Here is a 23396-nt window from a genome sequence, read left to right on the forward strand (position 1 = left end):
GTTCGGAAAAACATATCGCTCAGCCGACAAATTTTGTTGAAAATGCGACACGTCTGCGTTTTCCGCATAAAATCTGCCTTTTCACCGCAAACAACCTGCCATGACCCCGCCCAAACTCATCATTTTCGACTGGGACGGCACGCTTGCCGATACAACCCAACCCATCATCGACACCATGCGCCGCAGCTTCGCCGAATGCGGATTCCCCATGCCGGAAACAGACCGTGTCCGCAGTCTGATCGGATACAGCCTGCCCAAAATCATCCGCGACCTGCTCGAAATGCCGTCTGAAACCGCAGTTGCCGACATCGCACGCACCTATTCCGCACATTACCTCAATCCCAACAACCGCAATATGACGCTCTTTCCCGATGCCCTGCCCTGTCTGGACAAGCTCAAAGCGCAAGGATACTGGCTTGCCGTCGCCACAGGCAAAGGGCGGGCGGGCTTGGACGGCGCCATCAGCCAAACCGCCACCGGCAGCTATTGGCTCGCCACCGCCTGCGCGGGGGAATATCCCTCCAAACCCTCGCCCGAAATGGTATTCGGACTCTGCGGCGAACTGGGGCTCGACCCGAAAGAAGCATTGGTCGTCGGCGATACGGCGCATGACCTGCATATGGCGGCAAACGCGGGGGCGGCGGCAGTCGGCGTTACCACCGGCGCACATTCGCGCGAACAGCTCCTTAGCGCACCTCATCTCGCCGTATTGAACGACTTGTCCGAACTGCCCGGTTTTCTTGTACAACATTACGCCTGATTGGTTTCCGCATCAGACACCCGAAACAAATGCCGTCTGAAGGTTGTTCAGACGGCATTTGTTTTGCCCAAGCATTCAACGCTTGCTCAACGTTTGCACAAATCGGGTTTGGTTTCGCCCTCGCGGCGCAACTCTTTGGGCAGGACGAACACGATGCTTTCTTCCGCACCCTCCCCTTCGCGTACGGTTTCATGCCCCCACCCGCGTATGGTTGCCAGCACTTCCTGCACCAACACTTCGGGCGCGGACGCGCCTGCCGTTACGCCGACTTTTTGTTTTCCCTCAAACCATGCGCGTTGCAAGTAGCCCGCATTATCCACCATATACGCATCGATTCCGCGCAATGCCGCCACTTCGCGCAGGCGGTTGCTGTTGGACGAATTGGGGGAACCGACCACGATGACGATGTCGCACTGTTCCGCCAACTCTTTGACGGCGGTTTGCCGGTTGGTTGTCGCATAGCAGATATCTTCTTTGCGCGGATTGCGGATATTGGGGAAACGCGCGTTCAGCGCGGCAATGATGTCTTTGGTTTCATCGACCGAGAGCGTGGTCTGGCTGACATAGGCAAGTTTGTCGGGGTTTTTGACTTCAAGTTTGGCAACATCTCCGACCGTTTCCACCAGAAGCATTTTCCCGGGTTCGAGCTGTCCCATCGTTCCTTCAACCTCGACATGACCTTTATGCCCGATCATGATGATTTCGCAGTCCAGGGCATCGAGGCGGGCAACTTCCTTATGCACTTTCGTAACCAGCGGGCAAGTCGCATCAAATACCCGGAAACCACGTTCCGCCGCTTCTTGCTGCACTGCCTTCGATACGCCGTGTGCCGAATAAATCAGCGTCGCGCCCTGAGGCACTTCCGCCAAATCGTCGACAAATACCGCACCTTTTTCGCGCAGGTTATCGACGACGAACTTGTTATGGACGACTTCATGACGCACATAAATCGGTGCGCCGAACTCTTCCAAAGCACGTTCGACAATACTGATTGCCCGATCCACACCGGCGCAGAAGCCGCGCGGATTGGCAAGGATGATGGTTTTCTCGTTCATAAGCCCAGTATTCCGTTTTCAGACGGCATTCACGTTTTTTTGCCATCTTTGCGATGGACGATATTGTCAAGCACAGCCAACACCGCACCGACGCAGATAAAGCTGTCGGCAATATTAAAGGCGGGATAAAACCAATTTTGCCAATAAAACAATAAGAAATCGACCACATGACCGTGTATCAGGCGGTCGATGACATTGCCCGACGCACCGCCGATAATCATTGCCGCCCCGATTTTGCCGAGGGCTGCAAACTCGTCGCGCAAGATGGCGCGTACCAAATACGCGCTCACCGCCACCGCCAGCACCAAAAAAAAGTATTTCTGCCAGCCGCCCTGATCGGCAAGGAAGCTGAATGCCGCGCCCGGGTTGTACACCAAGGTCAAATCGAAAAACGAAGGAATGACGTTGACGCGTTCCCGATACTGAAACGACGACAGCACCGCCCACTTCGACCACTGGTCCAGCACGATGGCGGCAAGTGCCAATACCCAATAGCGCGTTTTACTTGAAACAGATGAAGACATATTTTTCAACAACCGGATAAAAGAGTGCCATTTTACCCGAAAACCCCCTGCCTGTACCCGAAACGGCAAATGCCGTCTGAAACGCTTAATGCGCCCAAAAAATCGGGCAAAACCGCCAGTCGATTAAGAGACGGATTTTTACCGGCCGATACAAACCGGTCTTCGGACAATAAGTGATTGAGAATAACGAAATGAAAAATATGAAATTTATTGGAAATGACGAGATTTTAGACTGCGAGAACTCATCAACAAACAACCCCTCCGCCGTCATTCCCACGAAAGTGGAAATCTAGAAATAAAAAGCAGCAGGAATTTATCGGAAATAACTGAAACCGAGCGGACCGGATTCCCGCCTGCGCGGGAATGACAATTCATAAGTTTCCCGAAATTCCAACATAACCAAAACCTGACAGTAACCGTAGCAACTGAACCGTCATTCCCACAAAAGTGGGAATCTAGAAATAAAAAGCAGCAGAAATTTATCGGAAATAACTGAAACCGAACGGACCGGATTCCCGCCTGCGCGGGAATGACAATTCATAAGTTTCCCGAAATTCCAACATAACCGAAACCTGACAGTAACCACAGGGTGGGCTTCAGCCCGCCGTTTCCATCAATCCCACATTTCTACCGTTTTCATCGAATCCATCGAATCCTCACCTTTCGGCAATCCGACCCTATGCAACTGAACCGTCATTCCCGCGCAGGCGGGAATCCAGACCCTTTGGCACGGAAACTTATCGGATAAAATGGTTTCTTAGATTCCACGTTCTAGATTCCCGCCTGCGCGGGAATGACGGGGTTTCAGGTTGCTGTTTCAGGTTGCTGTTTCGGGTTTCTGTTTTTGGGTTTCTGTTTTTGGGTTTCTGTTTTTAAGTTGCTGTTTCGGGTTGCTATTTTATAGAAATGACGAAATTTTAGATTGCAAGAACTTATCCCCTCCGCCGTCATTCCCACGGAAGTGGGAATCTAGAAATAAAAAGCAGCAGGAATTTATCGGAAATAACTGAAACCGAACAGACTAGATTCCCGCCTGCGCGGGAATAACAATTCATAAGTTTCCCGAAATTCCAACATAACCGAAACCTGACAGTAACCACAGGGGGCTTCAGCCCGCCGTTTCCATCAATCCCACATTTCTACCGTTTTCATCGAATCCATCGAATCCTCCCCTTTCGGCAATCCGACCCTATGCAACTGAACCGTCATTCCCGCGCAGGCGGGAATCCAGACCCTTTGGCACGGAAACTTATCGGATAAAATGGTTTCTTAGATTCCACGTTCTAGATTCCCGCCTGCGCGGGAATGACGGGGTTTCAGGTTGCTGTTTCAGGTTGCTGTTTCGGGTTTCTGTTTTTGGGTTTCTGTTTTTAAGTTGCTGTTTCGGATTGCTATTTTATAGAAATGACGAAATTTTAGATTGCAAGAACTTATCCCCTCCGCCGTCATTCCCACGAAAGTGGGAATCTAGAAATAAAAAGCAGCAGAAATTTACCGGAAATAACTGAAACCGAACAGACCGGATTCCCGTCTGCACGGGAATGACGATTCATAAGTTTCCCGAAATTCCAACATAACCGAAACCTGACAGTAACCGCAGGGGGCTTCAGCCCGCCCTGCGGCTCGCTGTTTTACTGACAAGTTTCTGTGCCGAGAGGGATAGATTCCCGCAGCCGAACGCGCCAAACGCATAAAGCGCGCATCAGGCGCGGTCCTATGTGTTGAAACATCGCCCCAAACCCGATACAATCCGCCTTTGAACCATCAGTAAAAATCGTTCTCTTTTAATCAGTTAAACCGAATACGGAGCCGAAAATGAATCCAGCCCCCAAAAAAACCCTTCTCTTCTCTTCTCTTCTCTTCTCTTCTCTTCTCTTCTCTTCTCTTCTCTTCTCTTCCGCAGCGCAGGCGGCAGGTGAAGACAATGGCCGCGGCCCGTATGTGCAGGCAGATTTAACCTACGCCTACGAACACATTACCCACGATTACCCTAGCGACAACGCCAAAGTCTTCGACGACTACCGCAACATCAAAACCCATTCCACCCACCCCCGCCTTTCCGTCGGCTACGATTTCGGCAACTGGCGCATCGCCCTCGATTACGCCCGTTATAATACTTGGAGACATGGCAAAAGTATTCACGCAGAAAACAGCAAAAAAATCAACAACCTTGATGTAAAAACAGAAATAGACCACACCGACAAAGGCACGTTCAAAGCCGAATCCAACTACGGCATCTCCGCCATCTACGATTTCGATACCGGCACCCGCTTCAAACCCTATGTCGGTGCACGGGTTGGTTTAGGCAAAATCAAACACAGCATTGCTGTAGAAGACCAATTAACTCTTACCATCGCCAATATCAAAAAAGGACCGACCAATGCCCACGATCCCATCCACCAAAGCCACAGCATCCGCCGCGTGGGCTTCGGCGCGGTAGCAGGCGTAGGCATCGACATCACACCCAACCTGACCTTGGACACCGGATACCGCTACCACTACTGGGGACACTTGGAAAACACCCGCTTCAAAACCCACGAAGCCTCATTGGGCGTGCGCTACCGCTTCTGATTCCCCGATACCGATGCCGTCTGAACCTTCAAGACGGCATTTTTGATGCACTCGCCGTTTACAGGCGCGGGGCGGGCGTGGAAATACCCGAACCGTCATTCCCGATAACACCGTAATCTTGAAATCCGTCATTCCCGCGCAGGCGGGAATCCAGACCCCCGACGCGGCGGGAATCTATCGGAAATGACTGAAACCCCGAGATTCTAGATTCCCACTTTCGTGGGAATGACAGTTCAGTTGCATAGGGCTGGGTTGTCGAAAGGGGCGGATTCGGTGTATTCGGTGGAAATGTGGGATTGATGGAAATGGTGGGCTGAAGCCCACCCTACAGCCCGCTGATTCCCGACACCGATGCCGTCTGAACCTTCAGACGGCATTTTTAATCGCTTGCCGTTTACAGGCGCGGGGCGGGCGCAGGGAAATACCCGAACCGTCATTCCCGACAACACCGTAATCTTGAAACCCCTCCGCCATTATGAAGACAAATCGCGGCACAAAAAATGCCGTCTGAAATGCTGTTTGGCGGTTTCAGACGGCATTTGCTCAAACTTTATCAGGCGTAATGGCGCGTTTCGCCTTCTCCGCCGACATTCTCCGCACAGCGTTTGCAGACGGTTTCATGGCCTGCAACCGCGCCCACATCGTGGGTGTAGTGCCAGCAACGTTCGCATTTTTCGCCGTCGCTGGCTTTGGCGGCAACGGCAAGTTCGCTACCTACTTTCACTTCTGCTTTAGACACCAGCAAAGCAAAGCGCAATTCTTCGCCCAGGGCGTTCAGGTAGCCGGCCATTTCTTCCGGCGCGGTGATTTCAGCTTCCGCCTGCAAGGACGAACCGACGGTTTTGTCGGCGCGCAAAGGCTCGATGGCGGCGGTTACCGCTTCGCGGGCTTCGCGGATTGCCGTCCATTTTTTCACCAGTTCGGCTTCGGCTTTTTCGTTGATGGTCGGGAACTCGTGCCAAGTGTGGAAAAGCACGCTGTCTTCTTCGCCGCCGCCGATGATGTCCCATGCTTCTTCGCCGGTGAAGCACAAAATCGGTGCAATCAAGAGAACCAGGCTGCGTGTGATGTGGTACAGGGCGGTTTGCGCGCTGCGGCGGGCGTGGCTGTCGGCTTTGGTGGTATAGAGGCGGTCTTTCAAGATGTCGAGGTAGAACGCGCCCAAGTCTTCCGAGCAGAAAGAAACAATGTCTTTTACAGCAAAGTGGAAGGCGTAGCGCGGATAGTAATCGCCTGCCAGACGCTCTTGCAGCTGACGTGCCAACACCAAGGCATAGCGGTCGATTTCCACCATGTCTGCCTGTTGCACGGCATCTTCAATCGGATTGAAGTCGCTCAAGTTGGCAAACAGGAAGCTCAAGGTATTGCGGATACGGCGGTAGCTTTCGGTTACGCGTTTGAGGATTTCTTTGGAAATCGCCAATTCGCCGCTGTAATCGGTGGATGCCGCCCACAGGCGCAAAATGTCCGCGCCGAACTCGTTGTACACTTCTTGCGGCGCGACGACGTTGCCGATGGATTTCGACATTTTGCGGCCGTTTTGGTCAACCACGAAACCGTGGGTCAGAAGCTGTTTGTAAGGCGCGCGGCCCATGGATGAGGCGCAGCCGGTCAGCATGGAGGATTGGAACCAGCCGCGGTGTTGGTCGCTGCCTTCGAGGTAGAGGTCGGCGGGCCAGTCCAATTCTTTGCGCTGCTTCAAGACGGAATAATGGGTCGAACCGGAGTCGAACCATACGTCCATCGTGTCGGAAAGTTTGTCGTAGTTTTCGCAATCTTCCGCGCTCAACAATTCGCTTTTATCGAGGGAGAACCATGCTTCGATGCCTTTTTCTTCGATTTTCAGGGCGATTTTTTCCAAAAGCTCGGCGGAGTTCGGATGCAGTTCGCCCGTTTCTTTGTGGACGAAGAAGGTCATCGGTGTGCCCCAATAGCGTTGGCGTGAAACCACCCAGTCAGGACGGCCTTCAATCATGGCTTCCAAACGCGCACGACCCCATGATGGGAAGAATTCGGTGTCATCAACGGCTTTGATGGCTTTATCGCGCAAGGTTTTACCATCGGCACCTGCTTTGTCCATACCGACAAACCATTGGCCGGTCGCACGGTAAATCAACGGCGTTTTGTGGCGCCAGCAGTGTGCGTAGCTGTGTTCGATTTTGCTGCTTGCCAAAAGGTTGCCGGTTTCTTCCAACCATTGCAGGATGACGGGATTAGCTTCCCAAACGCTCATGCCTGCCACGCGCGGCGTTTCGCTGATGTATTTGCCTTCGGCGTTTACAGGGTTGTAAAGCTCGATGCCGTATTTATTGCAGACGGCGTAGTCTTCCAGACCATGAGCAGGCGCAGTATGAACCAAGCCGGTACCGGCATCGGTGGTAACGTGGTCGCCGTTGAGCATGGGAATATCGCGTTCGAGGAACGGATGATTCATGTGCAGGTTTTCCAGCTTGTCGCCGGTGGTTTCGGCAAGAATAGCAATGCCGTCTGAAAAACCGTAGCGTTTGAGCGCGTCTTCCGCCAAATCTTTCGCCAGCACCAATTTGCCTTTGGGCGTATCGATTAATTGATACACCACGTCCGCACCCGCAGACACGGCTTGGCTCGCAGGCAGCGTCCAAGGCGTGGTCGTCCAGATAACGGCAAACGCTTTGCCTTCGATACCTGCCAAACCGAATGCGGTGGCAAGCGCGGCGGTGTCTTTAAACGGATAGGCAACGTCAATCGCAGGTGATACTTTGTCTTTGTATTCCACTTCCGCTTCCGCCAGCGAAGAACCGCAGTCCAAGCAGAACTGAACTGGTTTCGCGCCGCGGTAGAGATAGCCCGATTTGTAGATTTCGCCGAGCATACGCACGGTATCCGCCTCGGTTTTGAAATCCATGGTCAGGTAGGGATTGTCCCAATCGCCCAACACGCCCAGACGGATGAAGTCTTTTTTCTGGCGGGCAACCTGTTCGGCGGCGTATTCGCGGCACAATTCGCGGAAACGCGCTTTGGGCATGTCTTTGCCGTGCAGCTTTTCCACCATCACTTCGATGGGCAGGCCGTGGCAGTCCCAGCCCGGCACATAAGGCGCGTCGAAACCGGCTTGGGTTTTGCTGCGGATAATGATGTCTTTGAGGATTTTGTTGACGGCATGACCGATGTGGATGTCGCCGTTGGCATACGGCGGGCCGTCGTGCAGGATGAATTTCGGACGGCCTTTGGCGATTTCGCGCAGTTTTTGATAGCGTTTGTGCTCGTACCAGCTTTTCAGCCACGCAGGCTCGCGCTTGGCAAGGTTGCCGCGCATCGGAAACGGGCTTTCGAGCAGGTTTACGGTTTTGCTGTAATCGGTCATTTTTTAATCTCTATTGTTACAATATTTCGGTTTCAGACGGCATTGCGCCTCAAACAGTATTTCACAACGGGAAACCCCTATGCCGTCTGAAAAGTTAAAAGATTGATTGTAGCCCAATCGGATGGTTTGTATAAGGTTTTTCTACCAACACTTTGCGGCTTCCATATCGGCTGCTATCTGCCTTTTCAGTTCTTCCATACCATCAAACTTTTCCTCGTCGCGCAGTTTGTGCAGGAAGCGGACGTTCAGCCGTTGTCCGTACAAGTCGCCTTGAAAGTCGAACAAGTGGACTTCAAGCTTTTGAGAACAGCCGCTATCAACGACGGTGGGATTGAAGCCGAAGCTCGCCACGCCGCGCCGCGTGCCGAATGCGCCGTCTGCTTCGACGACAAACACGCCGCCGAGGGCATAACGGTGGTCGGGCAGGCGGATATTGGCGGTCGGGGCGTTTAGGGTGCGTCCGAGTTTTCTGCCGTGTACCACCCTGCCCCCCAAAACGTAGTCGTGTCCCAAAAGTTTTTTCGCATAGGCAAGGTTGCCGTCTGAAAGGGCTTGTCGCACGGCGGTACTGCTGGTGCGGATGTCTTCGACGATGACGGAGGGCGTACGCTCGGTTTGCATATCGGGCTGTTGTGCCAAAAGTTCAAAACAGCCTTCCCGCCCCGCACCGAAACGGAAATCGTCGCCGACGAGCAAATAACGCGTATTCAAGGTTTGACGCAGCAGGCGGTCGATAAACCCTTGCGCGGATATTTCGGAAAAATTTTGATCGAAACGCAAAACCCAGACGGCATCGACACAGCCTGTGCCTTCCAATAATTCGAGCTTGGTGCGCAGGGGGCTGATCCGGCACGGCGGCATCCTGCCGGTGCGGAGTGCAAAAAATTCTTTAGGTTGGGGTTCGAAAACGACGGCCACGACGGGCAATCCGCGCGTATCGGCTTCGAGGCGGAGTTTTTGGAGGATGTGTTTGTGTCCAAGGTGTACGCCGTCGAAGTTACCTATGGTTACGGCGGCACCCTGTGGAAAGTCGGGCGCGTCATGCCGCCCCAGCCTGATTTTCATTGTTATGTTCGGGTATGTGGTGAGACAGGCGGTCATTGTAAACGGTATTGCGGTTTATAGACAGTAGGCGCGTTCAGACGGCATATGCCGCCGCTTCTGACTACCACCACCAGGGGCGGTAAAACGGATAGCCCCAATCGTCGTAATAGCGCGACAGGCGTACTTCTTTCAGCTGCTGTTGCGAGATGTGGTTCTGCCACGCCATTTTGTAACAGGCTTGGAACATGGGATCGGAAAGCTTTTCGGTATAGCGTGTTTTAAATATCTGTCTTTCGGCATCGGGCATAGGCGCATATCCTGAATCGAACTGACGGCGGATAAGCTGTGCGGTCTCGCGGTCGCATTGCGCTGCAAGGGCGACTTGCAGGTCCTGTTCGTAGCGTTGCTGTGCCTGACGGCGTGCCGCCTGCTGTTCGGGAGTGGCGCAGGCAGTCAGAGCGAGGAGTGCGGCAACTGCCGCGATGTGTGGACGCATGGTGTCTGCCCTCTGATTGGAAACAGGTTTAATGTACGCTTTTTTCAAGCACTTGTGAAGTTCGCCCCGTTGCCGTTTCCGCTATAAAATGCGGGTTTTGAATTTTCCGTCCGAGCCGCCCGTCCGTTATGAACGAATCCGACCGCCATGCCAAACACGCCCGCACTCCGCGCCGCAACCGCCTGCATCTGCCTCCGTTTTGGCAGGCAGACCGCCCGTACCTGCACGAACACCATATCTCCGATGCGCGTTTCCGCCGTTTGGGTTACATCATGTCGCTGCTGGCAGGCGCAATCAATGCCGGCGGTTTTTTTGCGTTTGCGCGCTATACCTCGCACGTTACCGGTTCGATGTCGCTGCTGGCGGATATGGTTTATCTGAAGCAGTGGGCGACGGCGGCGGCGGCTTTGGTCAGCGTGTTGTGTTTCATCGCGGGTGCGGCGCATTCGGGCTGGGTGATTTTATGGACGCAGCAGATGCGCTTTCGGGGCAGCTACGGGTTGTCGATGTGGCTGGAAGCGGTTTACCTGCTGGTTTTCGGCCTGTTCGGCATTACCGCGCTGCAATGGGACATCGGCGGCGGCGGGCCGGTTTTCCCTTCGCTCGCGCTGTTTCTGCTCTGTTTCATCATGGGCATGCACAACACGGTCATGACGCTTTTATCGGGCGGTGCCATCCGCTCGACCCATATGACCGGCACAGCAACCGACTTGGGCATCGAAATCTCTCGTGCGCTGTACTATTCCAAAACCCACCATCCGCGCCTGCCGCACGTGCGCGTCAACAAACCGAAAATGTGGCTGCTCGGCGGCATGATGCAGACCTTCCTGCTCGGCGGCATCATCGGCGCGTGGGGCTACCATAAAATCGGACACCACTTTGCCCTGCCCGTTTCGGCAACCCTGCTGATATTGGGCGCGGGTTCGGTCGGCTACGATGTGAAGGTACGTTTTTTGTGGATGTGGCGGCGGTTTCGGCGCAAATCACGATAAACCGGCGTTGTTTCGGGCAAAATCGGGTAATTTCAGGTTAATTCCACTTTTTCAGACGGCATGATTGTTTATAGTTGTACGGTTTGACATATACACGGAAGGAAACGCCATGACTTTCTTCAAACCCTTTACCGTCGTGCTGACCGCATCCGCACTCGCGCTTTCCGGCTGCGTTGCCGACCCTGTAACCGGACAGCAGTCCCCAAGCAAATCCGCCATGTACGGTTTGGGCGGCGCGGCAGTGTGCGGCATCGTCGGCGCACTGACCCACAGCGGCAAAGGCGCACGCAATTCCGCGCTTGCCTGCGGCGCAATCGGCGCGGGCGTGGGCGGCTATATGGACTACCAAGAGCAGAGTTTGCGCCGAAACCTCGCCGGCACGCAAATCGAAATCCAACGCCAAGGCAACCAAATCAAGCTGGTGATGCCCGAAAGCGTTACCTTCGCCACCGGCAGCGCGGCGTTGGGCGGCAACGCGCAATACGCCCTGAACACTGCCGCACAGACGCTGGTGCAGTATCCCGACACGACGCTGACCATCAACGGGCACACCGACAACACGGGTTCCGATGCCGTCAACAATCCGCTTTCGCAACACCGCGCCCAAGCGGTTGCCTACTATCTGCAGACGCGCGGCGTGGCGGCTTCGCGACTGGCGGTTTACGGCTACGGTTCGCATATGCCTGCCGCTTCCAACGCTACGGCTGAAGGCCGCGCGCAAAACCGCCGCGTCGAAATCCTCATCAACCCCGACCAACGCGCCGTCAACGCCGCACGGCACATGTAACGCGCCCTGCAACGCCAATGCCGTCTGAATGCTTTTCAGACGGCATTTCCGTATTTGCGCCCGCAGGCGTACAATCTTTCCCTTTTTTCTGACACGGTGATTCCATGTATACCGCCCTGCTCCTTGCCGGCAAAATCGCCGAACTGACGCTGATTGTTTTTATGGGCATCGGTTTGGTGAAATCGGGGCTGCTCAAATCGGAAAACAGCTATCCACTGTCGGTCATCGCCCTCTACCTCATCAGCCCGTCGGTGATGCTGCACGCCTTCCAAATCGGCTACACGCCCGAAGTGGCACAAGGCCTGCTGCTTTCAGTCAAACTCGCCGTCCTCTTCCACATCCTGCTGATTGCCATCGGCAAAATCCTGAAAAAGCTGCTCAGGCTCGACAGTCTGGAACACGCCGCGATGGTGTACAGCAATTCGGGCAACCTGATTATTCCGCTGGTCATGTCCGTTTTCGGTTCGGAGTGGGTCATCTACACCGGCGGCTTCATCATCGTGCAAACCGTCCTGTTTTGGACGCACCTGCGCCTGCTAGTCTCGGGCAACGTCAGACTTTCATGGAAAACCATGCTGACCAACATCAACATCCTCTGCATTTTTACCGGACTGCTGATGTTTGCCTTCCAAATCAAACTGCCCCGCCTGATAGACAACACCCTCGCCGCCGTCGGCAGCATGATCGGGCCGGTTGCCATGATTGTTGCCGGAATGCTGATTGCCTCTGTGCCGCCGCACGCGCTTTTGTGTTCGGCAAGGCTGTATGCCGTGGCATTCCTGCGGCTGATTCTGATTCCGCTGATACTGCTTGCCGTCGTCAAACTGTCGGGGCTGGCACACCTCAACGCCCTGTCCGAAACCGTCGTCCTCATCAGCTTTCTCGCCACCATCAGCCCGTCGGCGGCAACCATCACGCAAATGGCGGTCGTGTACGGCAACGACGCACACAAGGCAAGCGCGATTTACGGCATTACTACCCTGCTGTGCATCATTACCATGCCGCTGATGATTGCGCTTTACCGATACACGGTTTGAACCTTCAAACAAAGATGCCGTCTGAAACCCGAAAACGGTTTCAGACGGCATCTGCCTTTCATCCTACCAATCGAATTCCGCACACACCGGCGCGTGGTCGCTCGGACGCTCCAGCGCGCGCGTCTCCAAATCGATGCGGACATCCTTCAACGCTGCCGCCATCGCAGGCGACACCAAAATATGATCGATACGCAGGCCCAGTTTGCGCTGGAACATCGCGCCGCGATAGTCGAACCATGTGTAAAACGCACCTTCGGGATGGACTTGGCGCAGGCTGTCGGTCAGTCCCAAATCCAGCAGATTTTGAAACCACTGCCGTTCAACGGACGAACAGTGGATTTTTTCATACCATTTTTCAGGGTCGTAACAGTCCGCATCAGCAGGCGCGATATTGAAATCGCCCAGCAGCACCAGTTTGCCGTAGCGGGTCATTTCGTCGCGGACAAACTCCGTCAGTGCGGCAAACCACTGTTCCTTATATTTGAATTTGGGGCTGTCCAAAGCCTCGCCGTTGACGCAATAGACATTGATGACGCGCACGCCGCCGACGGTTGCCGCAATCACGCGCCGTTGCGGATCGTCCGGCAGCGCGGGCAGCCCGATATGCACGTCTTCCGGCGCGCTGCGGCTGACGATTGCCACGCCGTTGTAGGTTTTCTGCCCGCTCCAAACACAGTGCCAGCCCATCATCTGCAAGGCGGCGGCGGGAAACTTGTCCTGATCGAGCTTGAGTTCTTGTAAAACAAGGATATCCGGCGGATTGTCGGCAAGCAGGTTCTGAACCTGCGGCAGACGTACATTGAGCGAATTGACATTCCAAGTGGTAATTTTCATAAGGTTCCTGAAAATGCCGCCCGACACGGGGACGGAAAAAAGGAAAGGATTCTAACACTATGCCGCGCGTTTGTTTTCCAAATCGCGAACCGTGTGCAGAATCGCCGTCGCTTCTTCGGAAACCAGGCGGTATTCGATAATGCGGTGGTAACGCGTAAAATCAATCAAACCGTCAACCCTCAGACGGTTCAAATGACTGGAAACCACTGTTGCGGGCAGGGATAAAGATTCGGACATCTCCGCAATATTGCGGTCGCCGTCCAAAAGTTGGAGCAGTATCGCCATACGTTCGGGATGCGCCATAAGTTTGAGTATGGTGTGGAGCGGTATTGTGTTCATCGGTATTCCTAAAACCTTTTCCGCCCGCCAAGCGGATTGACGGGCGGCAGATATGGATGATTTTGATTATCTTTATAAATTGTATTATAAATCAATTGTTTATGGCTCATTGTACAGGATTGTATGTTCCTTTTACCACTATTTTTGCAAACAAGCGTAAAGGCAGGCTTTCAGACGGCATAAAACTGCCGCCTCTGTCCTTTCCCCTGTCCTGCCGCCGGCCGGAATCATCCGCATTGTTCAAAAGATGCCTTACAACCGCCGCACGCCTTGCCCTGCCGATGCCTCCGCGCCTTCGGGCAAACAAAATACCTACCCGAAACGCTGTTTTTTCTAAAGCATCACGACCTTCACGAAAAATGCCGTCTGAAGAATCTTTCAGACGGCATTTCCTCCCTGAGGCAATAACCGGATTACGGTTAAGCGGTTCCTTGCCTGACATATCAGACAGCCGCCTGCACCCTAAAACTCACGCCACGAAATCCAAGCCTATGTCCAACGAACGGCTGCTGTGGGTCAGATAGCCGAGGGCGATTCCGTCCACGCCGGTTTGTGCCACGCATTTCAGGCGGTCGAAGCCGATGCCGCCCGATGCTTCGCAATAGATGGTGTGGGGGTGGGCAGTTTGCGTGTGGCAGCGGTTTGCCGCTTCTTTCAGGGTTTCGTCGTCCATGTTGTCCAGCAAAATCCGTTCCGCGCCCGCTGCGATGGCTTCGTCCAGTTGTGCCAGCGTGTCCACTTCGATTTCCACGCAGGTCAACGATCCGACCGCCTGTTTTGCCTGCCGAACTGCTTGGGCGATGCTGCCGCAATAGGCGAGGTGGTTGTCTTTGATGAGCACGGCGTCGTCCAAGCCCATGCGGTGGTTCACACCTCCGCCTGCCCTGACGGCGTATTTTTGCAGGACGCGCAGCAGGGGGATGGTTTTGCGGCTGCACACGATGTCTGTACCGTATTTGGCGACTTCGGCAACGGCACGCGCGGTGGCGGTGGCGATGCCGCTTAAGTGCGTGAGGTAGTTGAGCGCGGTGCGTTCGGCGGCGAGCAGCGCGCGGGCGTTGCCTTCGACGGCGGCAAGCGTCTGACCTGCGCGGACGGCTTGTCCGTCGTGGATTTTGGTTTGGAAACGGACGGACGGATTCATCGTCTGAAAGGCAAGACGCGCCAAATCCATGCCTGCTATTACGCCGTCCTCACGACTAATCAGGAAGAGTTTGGCGGTTTTATCGGGCGCGATGACGGCGGCGGACGTAATGTCGCCGCGCCTGCCCAAATCTTCGCTCAAGGCTTGTTCCACCATGGGGCGCAACAGGGTGTCGGGCAGGGGGAAGAGGGTGTTTTCAGACGGCATGGGGTTTCCTTTGTTGAAAAAGATGGGTGTTGCACCGATGGGGCAAAACTTCATTTTATAGTGGATTAACAAAAACCAGTACGGCGTTGCCTCGCCTTAGCTCAAAGAGAACAATTCTCTCCGGCGTCATCTGATTATTTTGAAATTGCCATTTCAATGACTTGCTCAACATAGTTGTTTTCCAAATCAATTACGTCTCCTTTTTTTTGTTTTGATCTTTTTAATTCGTCATACGCGTAAAAAATAGCAATTTTTTTCCCTTCACAAAATAAATGTCTGTCGGATTTATTCATCATATACATACTTTCATTCCTTACGATGCCTTCACCATCTATAAAACTAAAACTATTCGGTATGTTTCTTCTTTCCATTCCTGCCTCATATATTGACGATATTACTCCGGAAACGCTTCTGGTGATAATCTGTCCGGAATCAATATTAGCCCACCATTCATCCGACGCAAACAATCCTTTGTCTTTTTTGATGCCAAAGATACTTTCGTCATTCAATGACAGTAATCTTGTATTTTCAATATATTCCTTCGTTCTTCTGTTTGTCATATCTTGCTTAAAATCATAAACCAAATACATATCATCATCTAAATTTAAATAGCTCATTTTATATCTCCAATTTTTTCAAAATGAATAATCTGTTTCTCAAAAGCTTCTTTGCCGCCAGATTTCCCCAGCCCTGTATTGACTACCCCTTTTCCTTTATTCACATGTGGTTTTCCTTGGCCTTCAAGCTTGAATTGCACTTGTGTTTTTTCAGTCCATCCCTTATTTGTGCGAGGTAAATCTGGAAAAAGTTTGCCTGTGGCTGAGTTGCCTGTGGTGCCAATCTTTTTTAAAACTTCCATAGTTCCTGGTAAGGTGTTCAAGCACCAAGTGAATCGGTTCCGTACTATCTGTACTGTCTGCGGCTTCGTCGCCTTGTCCTGATTTTTGTTAATCCACTATAGGTCGTCTGAAAACGGGCTAACGGCTGCCCAGCGGCAGTCCGATGTCCGAAATCAGCCTGTCGGGCAGGACGTCGTCGCGGAAGCGGTAAAGTTGCGCGGGACGGCCTTTGCTGCCCGATACGCCGGTATCCGACGGCTCGATGAGGTTTTGCTGCTGAATCTGGCGGCGGAAGTTTTGTTTGTGCAGCAATCTGCCGCTGATGGCTTCGACGCTGTTTTGCAGTTGCAGCAGCGTGAATTCGGGCGGCATCAGTTCGAAAATCACGGGGCGGTATTTGATTTTGGCGCGTAGGCGAGATAAGGCTGTTGCCAGTACACGGCGATGGTCGTGGCGCATGGGCTGCCCCGTGGGCGCGAAATCAAAGTTTGCCTGCGGCTCGGCAGCTTCCGCTATCAGGCCGCTTTCATACAGCATTTCATAGCGTTGCAAAACGTATTCTTCCGACCAGTTTTCCGGTTCGACCCCCCAACACAAATGAATGCGCTTGAGCCGCTTTTGGCGCACTTCCTCCGTGTCCGCAGAGTTTGCCCAAATGCGCAGGCGGCTGACGATGGTCTCATGTTGCCTACCGGTGCTACGTAAATCTTCCCACGGAAAATAGCAGTAGCAGTCCTGCCATTTCGCATCGGGATGCAGGATGTTGTCGGCCGCCTCGCGTACCAGTCCTAAATAGCTGACATACAGAACGGGCATGCCGTGTTCGTTGCGGCGGTGGGTATCGACAAAGGTGTAAAGCTGTTCCACATAGCCCATAGGCTGCGAAGTCTGCTTGGCGACCCACAGCTTTACGCCCGCCTGCAGGGAATTGCGCAGGGGGGAGAGCGGGCCGTTGGGCAGAAGCGTGCCTTGGGCGACGGTCAATACCCGCAGGCCGCCGTCGGTAACGGCAATCAATACGGGAACCAGCTCGACGATGCTTTGCGGCGGGGCTTCGGCTTCGGGGTAGGCATCCATGCTCGGCTTTCTGCGGGTAGGAAAGGCTTTATTGTATAGTGAATTAACAAAAATCAGGACAAGGCGACGAAGCCGCAGACAGTACAGATAGTACGGAACCGATTCACTTGGTGCTTGAGCACCTTAGAGAATCGTTCTCTTTGAGCTAAGGCGAGGCAACGCCGTACTGGTTTTTGTTAATCCACTATAAACCAAAGCGGCTTGTCGGAACAAGCAGGTCGGTTTTACGGTATCGCAAACCTGTTTTCAGACGACCTTGCTTATTATACTCAAGTTGAGCATAATATAAAACAGTTTGAAAAGCAGACGGCAAACCTTCATGCCGTCTGAAAAACAGCTACAAGGAAACATCATGCAAACCGCCGCCCGCCGCTCGTTCGATTACGATATGCCCCTCATCCAAACCCCGACTTCCGCCTGCCAAATCCGTCAGGCGTGGGCGAAGGTTGCCGACACGCCCGACCTCGAGACGGCAGGCCGTCTGAAAGATGAAATCAAGGCTTTGTTGAAGGAGAAAAACGCGGTCTTGGTGGCGCATTATTATGTTGATCCGCTGATTCAGGATTTGGCTTTGGAAACGGGCGGATGCGTGGGCGATTCGCTGGAAATGGCGCGCTTCGGTGCGGAACACGAAGCCGGTACGCTGGTGGTGGCGGGCGTGCGCTTCATGGGCGAGAGCGCGAAAATCCTCTGCCCTGAAAAAACAGTGCTGATGCCTGATTTGGAAGCGGAATGTTCTTTGGATTTGGGTTGCCCGGAAGAGGCGTTTTCGGCGTTTTGCGACCAACACCCCGACCGTACGGTGGTGGTGTACGCCAACACTTCCGCCGCCGTGAAAGTGCGTGCCGACTGGGTGGTAACGTCTTCGGTGGCGTTGGAAATCGTGTCGTATCTGAAATCGCGCGGCGAGAAGCTGATTTGGGGACCCGACCGCCACCTCGGCGACTACATCCGCCGCGAAACGGGCGCGGATATGCTGTTGTGGCAGGGTTCGTGCATCGTTCACAACGAATTCAAAGGGCAGGAGCTGGCGGCGTTGAAGGCGGAACACCCCGATGCGGTGGTGCTGGTTCATCCCGAATCGCCACAAAGCGTCATCGAACTGGGCGACGTGGTCGGCTCGACCGGCAAACTGCTCAAAGCCGCTGTATCGCGCCCTGAAAAAAAATTCATCGTGGCAACCGATTTGGGCATCCTGCACGAAATGCAAAAGCAGGCACCCGACAAAGAATTCATCGCCGCGCCGACGGCAGGCAACGGCGGAAGCTGCAAAAGCTGCGCGTTCTGCCCGTGGATGGCGATGAATTCGCTGGGCGGCATCAAATACGCCCTGACAAGCGGACGTAACGAAATCCTGTTGGACAGGAAGCTGGGCGAAGCCGCCAAACTGCCTTTGCAGCGTATGCTCGACTTCGCGGCATGGCTCAAACGCGGGGATGTGTTCAACGGCATGGGTCCCGCCTGATTTACCGTCCATATTGCCGTTTCAGACGACCTCTCAAACAAGGACAACACCATATGCAAACCGATTGCGACGTATTGATTGCCGGAAACGGGCTGGCGGCACTGACGCTCGCCCTGTCGCTGCCTGAATCGTTCCGCATCGTCATTTTGTGCAAAAACCGGCTGGACGACACCGCAAGCCGTCATGCGCAAGGCGGGATTGCGGCGGCGTGGTCGGGAGAGGACGACATCGAAAAACACGTTGCCGATACCTTGGAAGCGGGCGCGGGTTTGTGCGACGAAGCCGCCGTCCGCGCCATCCTGTCGCAGGGCAAACCGGCAATCGAATGGCTGTTGGTGCAGGGCGTGGCGTTCGACCGGAGTCATGACGGCCTGCACCTGACGCGCGAAGGCGGGCATACCTGCCGCCGAATCGCCCACGTCGCCGATTACACAGGCGAAGCCGTCATGCAGAGCCTGATTGCCCAAATACGCCGCCGCCCGAACATCCGCGTTTGCGAGCGGCAGATGGCGTTGGACGTTCAAACCGAATCAGGCGCGGCGTACGGGCTGACCGTCCTCGACTGCCGAACGCAAGCAACCTACCGCATCCGCGCCCGCCATACCGTACTCGCAGGCGGTGGCTTGGGACAGATTTACGCCGCCACCACCACGCCGCCCGAATGCACGGGCGACGCCATCGCCATGGCGATACGCGCAGGCTGCGCAGTCGAAAACCTCGAATTTATCCAATTCCACCCCACAGGCTTGGCAAGGCCGTCTGAAAACGGACGCACCTTCCTGATTTCCGAAGCCGTGCGCGGCGAAGGCGGCATCCTGACCAACCAAGCGGGCGAACAGTTTATGCCGCATTACGACCGCCGCGCCGAACTCGCGCCGCGCGACATAGTTGCCCGCACCATCGCCGCCGAAATCGCCAAACAAACGCAAGACTTCGTCTCGCTCGACATCAGCCGCCAGCCCGCAGAGTTCGTCCGCCGACATTTCCCGTCCATCCATCGGCACTGCCTGTCCCAATGCGGCCTGGACATCACGCGCCAAGCCATCCCCGTCCGCCCCGTGCAACACTACACCTGCGGCGGCATCCAAACCGACCCCTGCGGCAGAACTTCCCTGCCGCAGCTCTACGCCTTGGGCGAAACCGCCTGCACAGGATTGCACGGAGCCAACCGCCTTGCCAGCAACTCTCTGCTCGAATGCGTCGTTACCGCCAGACTTGCCGCCCAAACCATCGCGGACGGACAAGCATTCCAAGCCGTACTGTCCCAAAGATCGTCTGAACACCCCTCCGCCGAAACAGGCATCTTTTCAGACGGCATCCAAAGCGCATTCAGCCGCCCCGCCCTGCAAGCGTTCAACCAACGCTATCTGGGCATCCTCCGCAACGATACCGGCCTGAGCCGCGCCATCGCCCAACTGCGGCTTTGGAAGCAAAATCAAGCCGAACCGCACACCGCGTCCGAATACGAAAACCGCAACCTGCTCGAATGCAGCCTCGCCGTCGCCCAAGCCGCATACAGGCGGAGACAGAACATCGGCGCGCATTTTAATAGTGATTGTTAAGGTTGGCTGGTTAGAAAAAAAATCGTTCAAATAAATTTGAATAGCATGGTTAAGAGATTGGCATTCAGTTTTTAGGGTTGCGTAAGTTGGGTTATCAATCTGTTCTATAGTGGATTAACAAAAATCAGGACAAGGCAACGAAGCCGCAGACAGTACAAATAGTACGGAACCGATTCACTTGGTGCTTCAGCACCTTAGAGAATCGTTCTCTTTGAGCTAAGGCGAGGTAACGCCGTACTGGTTTTTGTTAATCCACTATAAAAGCAGAAAGGCCGTCTGAAACACTGTTCAGACGGCCTTTTACTTCCTTGACACTTTATCTGACGCGTTTTACCTACCCGACTGTTCCCACACGTTTTGCAGGTAGGCGTAGGTCAGCTCGGCGGTGCCGGACACCAGCGCGATGTCGCTGCCCAAGTCTTCGGCTTTGCCCACGCCGACAGGCAAGGCGCCGGCGGCTTTGATGGCGGCTACTCCTGCTGCTGCGTCTTCGATGCCGATGCAGCGGCGGATGTCCGCGCCCACGCCCTCGGCTGCGGCGAGGAAGATGTCGGGGGCGGGTTTGGAATGCGCGACGGCGGCAGGGTCGGCGACGGTGTCGAAGAAGTGGGTCAGCCCCATGCGTTCGAGCAGGAACGGGCCGTTTTTACTGGCGGATGCGAGGGCGATTTTTTTGCCGTTTGCTTTTAATGCTTCCAGCAGCGGCAAAATGCCGGGATACACGTCTTCGGGTTTGACTGCCTGAATCATCTCGACGTAGTTGTCGTTTTTGCGGCGGGTCAGTTCGGCGAACTCGGCTTCGCCGACGGTTTTGCCGCCGTGCGCGAGGATGCGTTTGAGCGAATCGTCGCGCGACACGCCTTTGAGCTGCTCGTTAAACTTGCGGTCTATGCCGATGCCCAGTTCTTCGGCGAGCTTTTTCCACGCGCGGTAGTGGTATTCGGCGGTATCAGTAATCACGCCGTCGAGATCAAAGAGGACTGCGGTAAACGTCATTTTGCGCCCTCCTTATTTTTCCAACGCGGCGGCGTGGCTGCCGTCGAGCGTGATGTCTTTGCCGTACACCTGCAATTCGAGCGGTTCGCCTTTAAGCAGGGTGAAGACGACGTTTTCTTTACCGACGGCGACTTTAATCAGACGGCCTCGGTAGTTGATGTGGAAGGCGTAGCCTGTCCACGCGCCCGGCAGGAACGGAGCGAAGCTGAGTTTGCCGCCCCAGGTTTTCATTTGGGCGAAACCTTGGACGATGGCGAGCCACGAGCCGGTCATAGAAGTAATGTGCAGGCCGTCTTCGGTGTCGTTGTTGTAGTTGTCCAAGTCTAGGCGGGCGGTGCGCTGGTACATTTCCACGGCTTTTTCTTCTTTGCCCAGTTCGGCGGCAAGGATGGAGTGGATACATGGAGACAACGAGCTTTCATGCACGGTAATCGGTTCGTAGAAGTCGAAATTGCGGCGTTTTTCGTCCATGCTGAAACAGTCGCCGAAGAAGTAGATGCCTTGCAATACGTCCGCCTGTTTGATGAATGGCGAACGCAGGATTTTGTCCCACGACCATTTCTGGTTGAGCGGCAAATCGTCCGGCGAAAGCGCGGACACGGGGCGGATGTCTTTGTCGAGGAAGCCGTCGTGTTGGACGAATACACCGAGTTCTTCATCATGAGGACGGTACATATTGGCGCTGATGTCCGCCCATTTTTCCAACTCGGCGGCGCTCACGTTCAAATCGGGGCGTGGGTATTTCGCCAAGGCTTCGCGGGTGTAGTCCAATACCCATGCGGCGAGGGTGTTGGTGTACCAGTTGTTGTTGATGTTGTTTTCGTATTCGTTCGGGCCGGTTACGCCGTGAATCATGTATTTGCCGTTGCGTTTGGAGAAGTGGACGCGGTCCGCCCAGAAGCGGGACACTTCGACCAAGACTTCCAAGCCTTCTTTGGCAAGATAGCTTTCATTGCCGGTGTAGTTGGTGTAGTTGTAGATGGCGTAGGGAATCGCGCCGTTGCGGTGGATTTCCTCGAAGGTGATTTCCCATTCGTTGTGGCACTCGATGCCCGTAAACGTTACCATCGGATAGAGTGCGCCCGCCAAGCCCTGTTCGCGCGCGTTGTGCTGCGCCTGCGGCAGTTGGTTGCGGCGGTATTGCAGCAGGTTGCGGGTCACTTCGGGTTCCGCCAGTGCGAGGTAGAGCGGCACTGCGTAGGCTTCGGTGTCCCAATAGGTCGCGCCGCCGTATTTTTCGCCGGTAAAGCCTTTCGGGCCGATGTTCAGACGCGCGTCTTCGCCGTAGTAGGTGGAGAACAGTTGGAACAGGTTGAAACGGATGCCTTGCTGCGCTTCGTCGCTGCCTTCGATGACCACGTCGGCGATTTCCCAACGGTGCAGCCAGCCTGCTTTGTGTGCGTCCAGCAAGGTTTCAAACGCAACGCCTGCGATTTTTTCCGATAAGGCGCGGCCGGCGGTTTTCACTGCTTCCAAGCCCTGATAATCGCGGCTGGTGGTAACAATCACGCGTTTTTCAAAGGTTTCGGGCGTGCCGCCGACTTCGGCTTCGAAAGAATTGGAGACCTGCCAGTCGGTTTGGCTGCCGCCGAGGGCTTTGAAACTGCCGGCGAAGGTTTGCTCGGCGTTGACGATGAATTGTTCCACGCCGAAGGGATTGGCGACGGTTTGGGTGGCAATGTATGAGAGGCCGTCTGAAACGCCTTTGTCCAATACCTGCCAGAATTTTTCTTCGTAGTTGGAGTCTTCGTTTTTCACGTCGGCGTCGATGATGGAATCGATGCGGACTTGGTGGGTTTTGCCGTCAACAGATACGGCTTCCCAGCGGATAACCGCCAGCTCTTTTTGCGCGACGGACAGGAATTTGCACACATCGAAACGCACGCCAAATACGGTGAACGAGCGGCGCAACACGCCGTGCTGCATATCGAGTTCGACGGAGAAGCCGGCAACGCCGTTTTTCGCCAAGTCCACTTCCTGCCCGTCGACAAAGATTTTGACTTTGCTGAAATTGAGCGCGTTGATGGCTTTGCCGAAATATTTGGGATAGCCGTTTTTCCACCAGCCGACGCGGGTTTTGTCGGGGAACCACACGCCGGCGATGTAGGTGCCCAAGTGGCTGTCGGCGGAGTAGGTTTCCTCAAAGCTGCCGCGCATACCCATATAGCCGTTGCCCAAGCTGGTCAGGCTCTCTTGCAGCCGTTTGTGTTCTTTTTCCAGCTTTGCCGAACGCAGCGTCCAAGGGCTGATTTCCATAATTCTTGTGTACATCGTAAAGCTCCTGTTTTGATGGTTTTATGGCAAACCGTTTGGAAATACGGTTT

21 protein-coding genes are annotated in these 23396 nt (G+C 54.5%); 7 read left to right on the forward strand and 14 right to left on the reverse strand.

All coding sequences use genetic code 11. The features are described 5' to 3' along the window. The first annotated feature begins 100 nt into the window (after window positions 1-100). Window positions 101-760, forward strand: a complete 660-nt coding sequence (locus Q9J79_RS05325; RefSeq protein ID WP_301911715.1) for an HAD-IA family hydrolase — start codon at window positions 101-103, stop codon at window positions 758-760. Between the two features lie 86 nt (window positions 761-846). Here Q9J79_RS05325 and ispH read toward each other — a convergent pair whose 3' ends face one another. Both ispH and lspA read right to left on the reverse strand, forming a co-directional pair. Then, window positions 847-1815, reverse strand: coding sequence for a 4-hydroxy-3-methylbut-2-enyl diphosphate reductase (ispH, locus tag Q9J79_RS05330; protein WP_301911716.1), 969 nt, complete (start codon window positions 1813-1815; stop codon window positions 847-849). A gap of 29 nt (window positions 1816-1844) precedes the next feature. After that, window positions 1845-2339 carry a signal peptidase II gene (lspA, locus tag Q9J79_RS05335; protein ID WP_301911717.1) on the reverse strand — a complete coding sequence of 165 codons (495 nt, stop codon included), beginning with the start codon at window positions 2337-2339 and terminating at the stop codon, window positions 1845-1847. A 1815-nt stretch (window positions 2340-4154) separates the two neighbouring features. On the opposite strand from lspA, the gene Q9J79_RS05340 reads away from it, so the two are divergent. Beyond that, on the forward strand, window positions 4155-4910 hold the full coding sequence (locus tag Q9J79_RS05340; RefSeq protein WP_304711358.1) for an opacity family porin: 756 nt from the start codon (window positions 4155-4157) through the stop codon (window positions 4908-4910). 233 nt (window positions 4911-5143) lie between these two features. Here Q9J79_RS05340 and Q9J79_RS05345 read toward each other — a convergent pair whose 3' ends face one another. From Q9J79_RS05345 to Q9J79_RS05360, 4 genes are all read right to left on the reverse strand, one after another. Continuing rightward, window positions 5144-5287 (reverse strand): hypothetical protein, encoded by a 144-nt coding sequence (locus tag Q9J79_RS05345; protein WP_301911718.1) that lies wholly within the window; start codon window positions 5285-5287, stop codon window positions 5144-5146. Between the two features lie 176 nt (window positions 5288-5463). Next, window positions 5464-8253 (reverse strand): isoleucine--tRNA ligase, encoded by a 2790-nt coding sequence (gene ileS / locus Q9J79_RS05350; RefSeq protein WP_304685300.1) that lies wholly within the window; start codon window positions 8251-8253, stop codon window positions 5464-5466. Window positions 8254-8394: 141 nt separating this feature from the next. Further along, window positions 8395-9318 carry a bifunctional riboflavin kinase/FAD synthetase gene (gene ribF / locus Q9J79_RS05355; RefSeq protein ID WP_304680070.1) on the reverse strand — a complete coding sequence of 308 codons (924 nt, stop codon included), beginning with the start codon at window positions 9316-9318 and terminating at the stop codon, window positions 8395-8397. Window positions 9319-9418: 100 nt separating this feature from the next. After that, window positions 9419-9793, reverse strand: coding sequence for a hypothetical protein (locus Q9J79_RS05360; protein ID WP_304685299.1), 375 nt, complete (start codon window positions 9791-9793; stop codon window positions 9419-9421). Window positions 9794-9921: 128 nt separating this feature from the next. On the opposite strand from Q9J79_RS05360, the gene Q9J79_RS05365 reads away from it, so the two are divergent. The 3 genes from Q9J79_RS05365 to Q9J79_RS05375 all read left to right on the forward strand — a co-directional run bounded on the left by Q9J79_RS05365 (window position 9922) and on the right by Q9J79_RS05375 (window position 12609). After that, on the forward strand, window positions 9922-10785 hold the full coding sequence (locus tag Q9J79_RS05365; protein WP_301911721.1) for a YoaK family protein: 864 nt from the start codon (window positions 9922-9924) through the stop codon (window positions 10783-10785). A gap of 109 nt (window positions 10786-10894) precedes the next feature. Then, a complete protein-coding gene (locus Q9J79_RS05370) occupies window positions 10895-11572 on the forward strand; it encodes a YiaD family glycine zipper/OmpA-like lipoprotein (RefSeq protein WP_301911722.1) in 678 nt (225 codons plus the stop codon). A gap of 104 nt (window positions 11573-11676) precedes the next feature. Next, window positions 11677-12609, forward strand: coding sequence for an AEC family transporter (locus Q9J79_RS05375; RefSeq protein WP_301911723.1), 933 nt, complete (start codon window positions 11677-11679; stop codon window positions 12607-12609). 63 nt (window positions 12610-12672) lie between these two features. Here the strand turns inward: Q9J79_RS05375 and xth are convergent, their stop codons facing one another. The 6 genes from xth to Q9J79_RS05405 all read right to left on the reverse strand — a co-directional run bounded on the left by xth (window position 12673) and on the right by Q9J79_RS05405 (window position 17049). Beyond that, on the reverse strand, window positions 12673-13443 hold the full coding sequence (xth, locus tag Q9J79_RS05380; protein ID WP_301911724.1) for an exodeoxyribonuclease III: 771 nt from the start codon (window positions 13441-13443) through the stop codon (window positions 12673-12675). A 57-nt stretch (window positions 13444-13500) separates the two neighbouring features. After that, on the reverse strand, window positions 13501-13782 hold the full coding sequence (locus Q9J79_RS05385; protein WP_301911725.1) for an ArsR/SmtB family transcription factor: 282 nt from the start codon (window positions 13780-13782) through the stop codon (window positions 13501-13503). A gap of 469 nt (window positions 13783-14251) precedes the next feature. Then, a complete protein-coding gene (gene nadC, locus Q9J79_RS05390) occupies window positions 14252-15133 on the reverse strand; it encodes a carboxylating nicotinate-nucleotide diphosphorylase (RefSeq protein ID WP_301911726.1) in 882 nt (293 codons plus the stop codon). 134 nt (window positions 15134-15267) lie between these two features. Then, entirely contained in the window at window positions 15268-15750 is a 483-nt protein-coding gene (locus tag Q9J79_RS05395) for an immunity protein RhsI2 family protein (protein ID WP_301911727.1), read from the reverse strand. Then, on the reverse strand, window positions 15747-16013 hold the full coding sequence (locus Q9J79_RS05400; RefSeq protein ID WP_487250672.1) for a hypothetical protein: 267 nt from the start codon (window positions 16011-16013) through the stop codon (window positions 15747-15749). Before Q9J79_RS05400 ends, Q9J79_RS05395 begins: the two co-directional genes overlap by 4 nt. Window positions 16014-16110: 97 nt before the next feature. After that, window positions 16111-17049, reverse strand: coding sequence for an NUDIX hydrolase (locus tag Q9J79_RS05405; protein WP_301911728.1), 939 nt, complete (start codon window positions 17047-17049; stop codon window positions 16111-16113). A gap of 352 nt (window positions 17050-17401) precedes the next feature. Here Q9J79_RS05405 and nadA point away from each other — a divergent pair, with 352 nt between their 5' ends. After that, window positions 17402-18514, forward strand: a complete 1113-nt coding sequence (nadA, locus tag Q9J79_RS05410) for a quinolinate synthase NadA (RefSeq protein WP_301911753.1) — start codon at window positions 17402-17404, stop codon at window positions 18512-18514. 53 nt (window positions 18515-18567) lie between these two features. Next, window positions 18568-20076, forward strand: a complete 1509-nt coding sequence (gene nadB, locus Q9J79_RS05415; protein WP_301911729.1) for an L-aspartate oxidase — start codon at window positions 18568-18570, stop codon at window positions 20074-20076. A gap of 330 nt (window positions 20077-20406) precedes the next feature. Here nadB and pgmB read toward each other — a convergent pair whose 3' ends face one another. Beyond that, window positions 20407-21072 carry a beta-phosphoglucomutase gene (gene pgmB / locus Q9J79_RS05420; protein ID WP_025458026.1) on the reverse strand — a complete coding sequence of 222 codons (666 nt, stop codon included), beginning with the start codon at window positions 21070-21072 and terminating at the stop codon, window positions 20407-20409. 12 nt (window positions 21073-21084) lie between these two features. Continuing rightward, window positions 21085-23343, reverse strand: coding sequence for a glycoside hydrolase family 65 protein (locus tag Q9J79_RS05425; protein WP_301911730.1), 2259 nt, complete (start codon window positions 23341-23343; stop codon window positions 21085-21087). Window positions 23344-23396: the final 53 nt, after the last annotated feature.

The organism is Neisseria viridiae, assembly GCF_962747995.1.
GTDB lineage: Bacteria > Pseudomonadota > Gammaproteobacteria > Burkholderiales > Neisseriaceae > Neisseria > Neisseria viridiae.

Excerpts from the sequence above, each read along its gene's own strand:
- ispH (WP_301911716.1), bottom strand. The coding sequence starts at position 1,815 with ATGAACGAGAAAACCATCATCCTTGCCAATCCGCGCGGCTTCTGCGCC.
- Q9J79_RS05425 (WP_301911730.1), bottom strand. The coding sequence starts at position 23,343 with ATGTACACAAGAATTATGGAAATCAGCCCTTGGACGCTGCGTTCGGCA.
- Q9J79_RS05385 (WP_301911725.1), bottom strand. The coding sequence starts at position 13,782 with ATGAACACAATACCGCTCCACACCATACTCAAACTTATGGCGCATCCC.
- ileS (WP_304685300.1), bottom strand. The coding sequence starts at position 8,253 with ATGACCGATTACAGCAAAACCGTAAACCTGCTCGAAAGCCCGTTTCCG.
- Q9J79_RS05370 (WP_301911722.1), top strand. The coding sequence starts at position 10,895 with ATGACTTTCTTCAAACCCTTTACCGTCGTGCTGACCGCATCCGCACTC.
- ribF (WP_304680070.1), bottom strand. The coding sequence starts at position 9,318 with ATGAAAATCAGGCTGGGGCGGCATGACGCGCCCGACTTTCCACAGGGT.
- nadC (WP_301911726.1), bottom strand. The coding sequence starts at position 15,133 with ATGCCGTCTGAAAACACCCTCTTCCCCCTGCCCGACACCCTGTTGCGC.
- lspA (WP_301911717.1), bottom strand. The coding sequence starts at position 2,339 with ATGTCTTCATCTGTTTCAAGTAAAACGCGCTATTGGGTATTGGCACTT.
- Q9J79_RS05340 (WP_304711358.1), top strand. The coding sequence starts at position 4,155 with ATGAATCCAGCCCCCAAAAAAACCCTTCTCTTCTCTTCTCTTCTCTTC.
- Q9J79_RS05325 (WP_301911715.1), top strand. The coding sequence starts at position 101 with ATGACCCCGCCCAAACTCATCATTTTCGACTGGGACGGCACGCTTGCC.
- nadB (WP_301911729.1), top strand. The coding sequence starts at position 18,568 with ATGCAAACCGATTGCGACGTATTGATTGCCGGAAACGGGCTGGCGGCA.
- Q9J79_RS05345 (WP_301911718.1), bottom strand. The coding sequence starts at position 5,287 with ATGCCGTCTGAAGGTTCAGACGGCATCGGTGTCGGGAATCAGCGGGCT.
- nadA (WP_301911753.1), top strand. The coding sequence starts at position 17,402 with ATGCAAACCGCCGCCCGCCGCTCGTTCGATTACGATATGCCCCTCATC.
- Q9J79_RS05395 (WP_301911727.1), bottom strand. The coding sequence starts at position 15,750 with ATGAGCTATTTAAATTTAGATGATGATATGTATTTGGTTTATGATTTT.
- Q9J79_RS05360 (WP_304685299.1), bottom strand. The coding sequence starts at position 9,793 with ATGCGTCCACACATCGCGGCAGTTGCCGCACTCCTCGCTCTGACTGCC.
- pgmB (WP_025458026.1), bottom strand. The coding sequence starts at position 21,072 with ATGACGTTTACCGCAGTCCTCTTTGATCTCGACGGCGTGATTACTGAT.
- Q9J79_RS05375 (WP_301911723.1), top strand. The coding sequence starts at position 11,677 with ATGTATACCGCCCTGCTCCTTGCCGGCAAAATCGCCGAACTGACGCTG.
- Q9J79_RS05365 (WP_301911721.1), top strand. The coding sequence starts at position 9,922 with ATGAACGAATCCGACCGCCATGCCAAACACGCCCGCACTCCGCGCCGC.
- Q9J79_RS05405 (WP_301911728.1), bottom strand. The coding sequence starts at position 17,049 with ATGGATGCCTACCCCGAAGCCGAAGCCCCGCCGCAAAGCATCGTCGAG.
- xth (WP_301911724.1), bottom strand. The coding sequence starts at position 13,443 with ATGAAAATTACCACTTGGAATGTCAATTCGCTCAATGTACGTCTGCCG.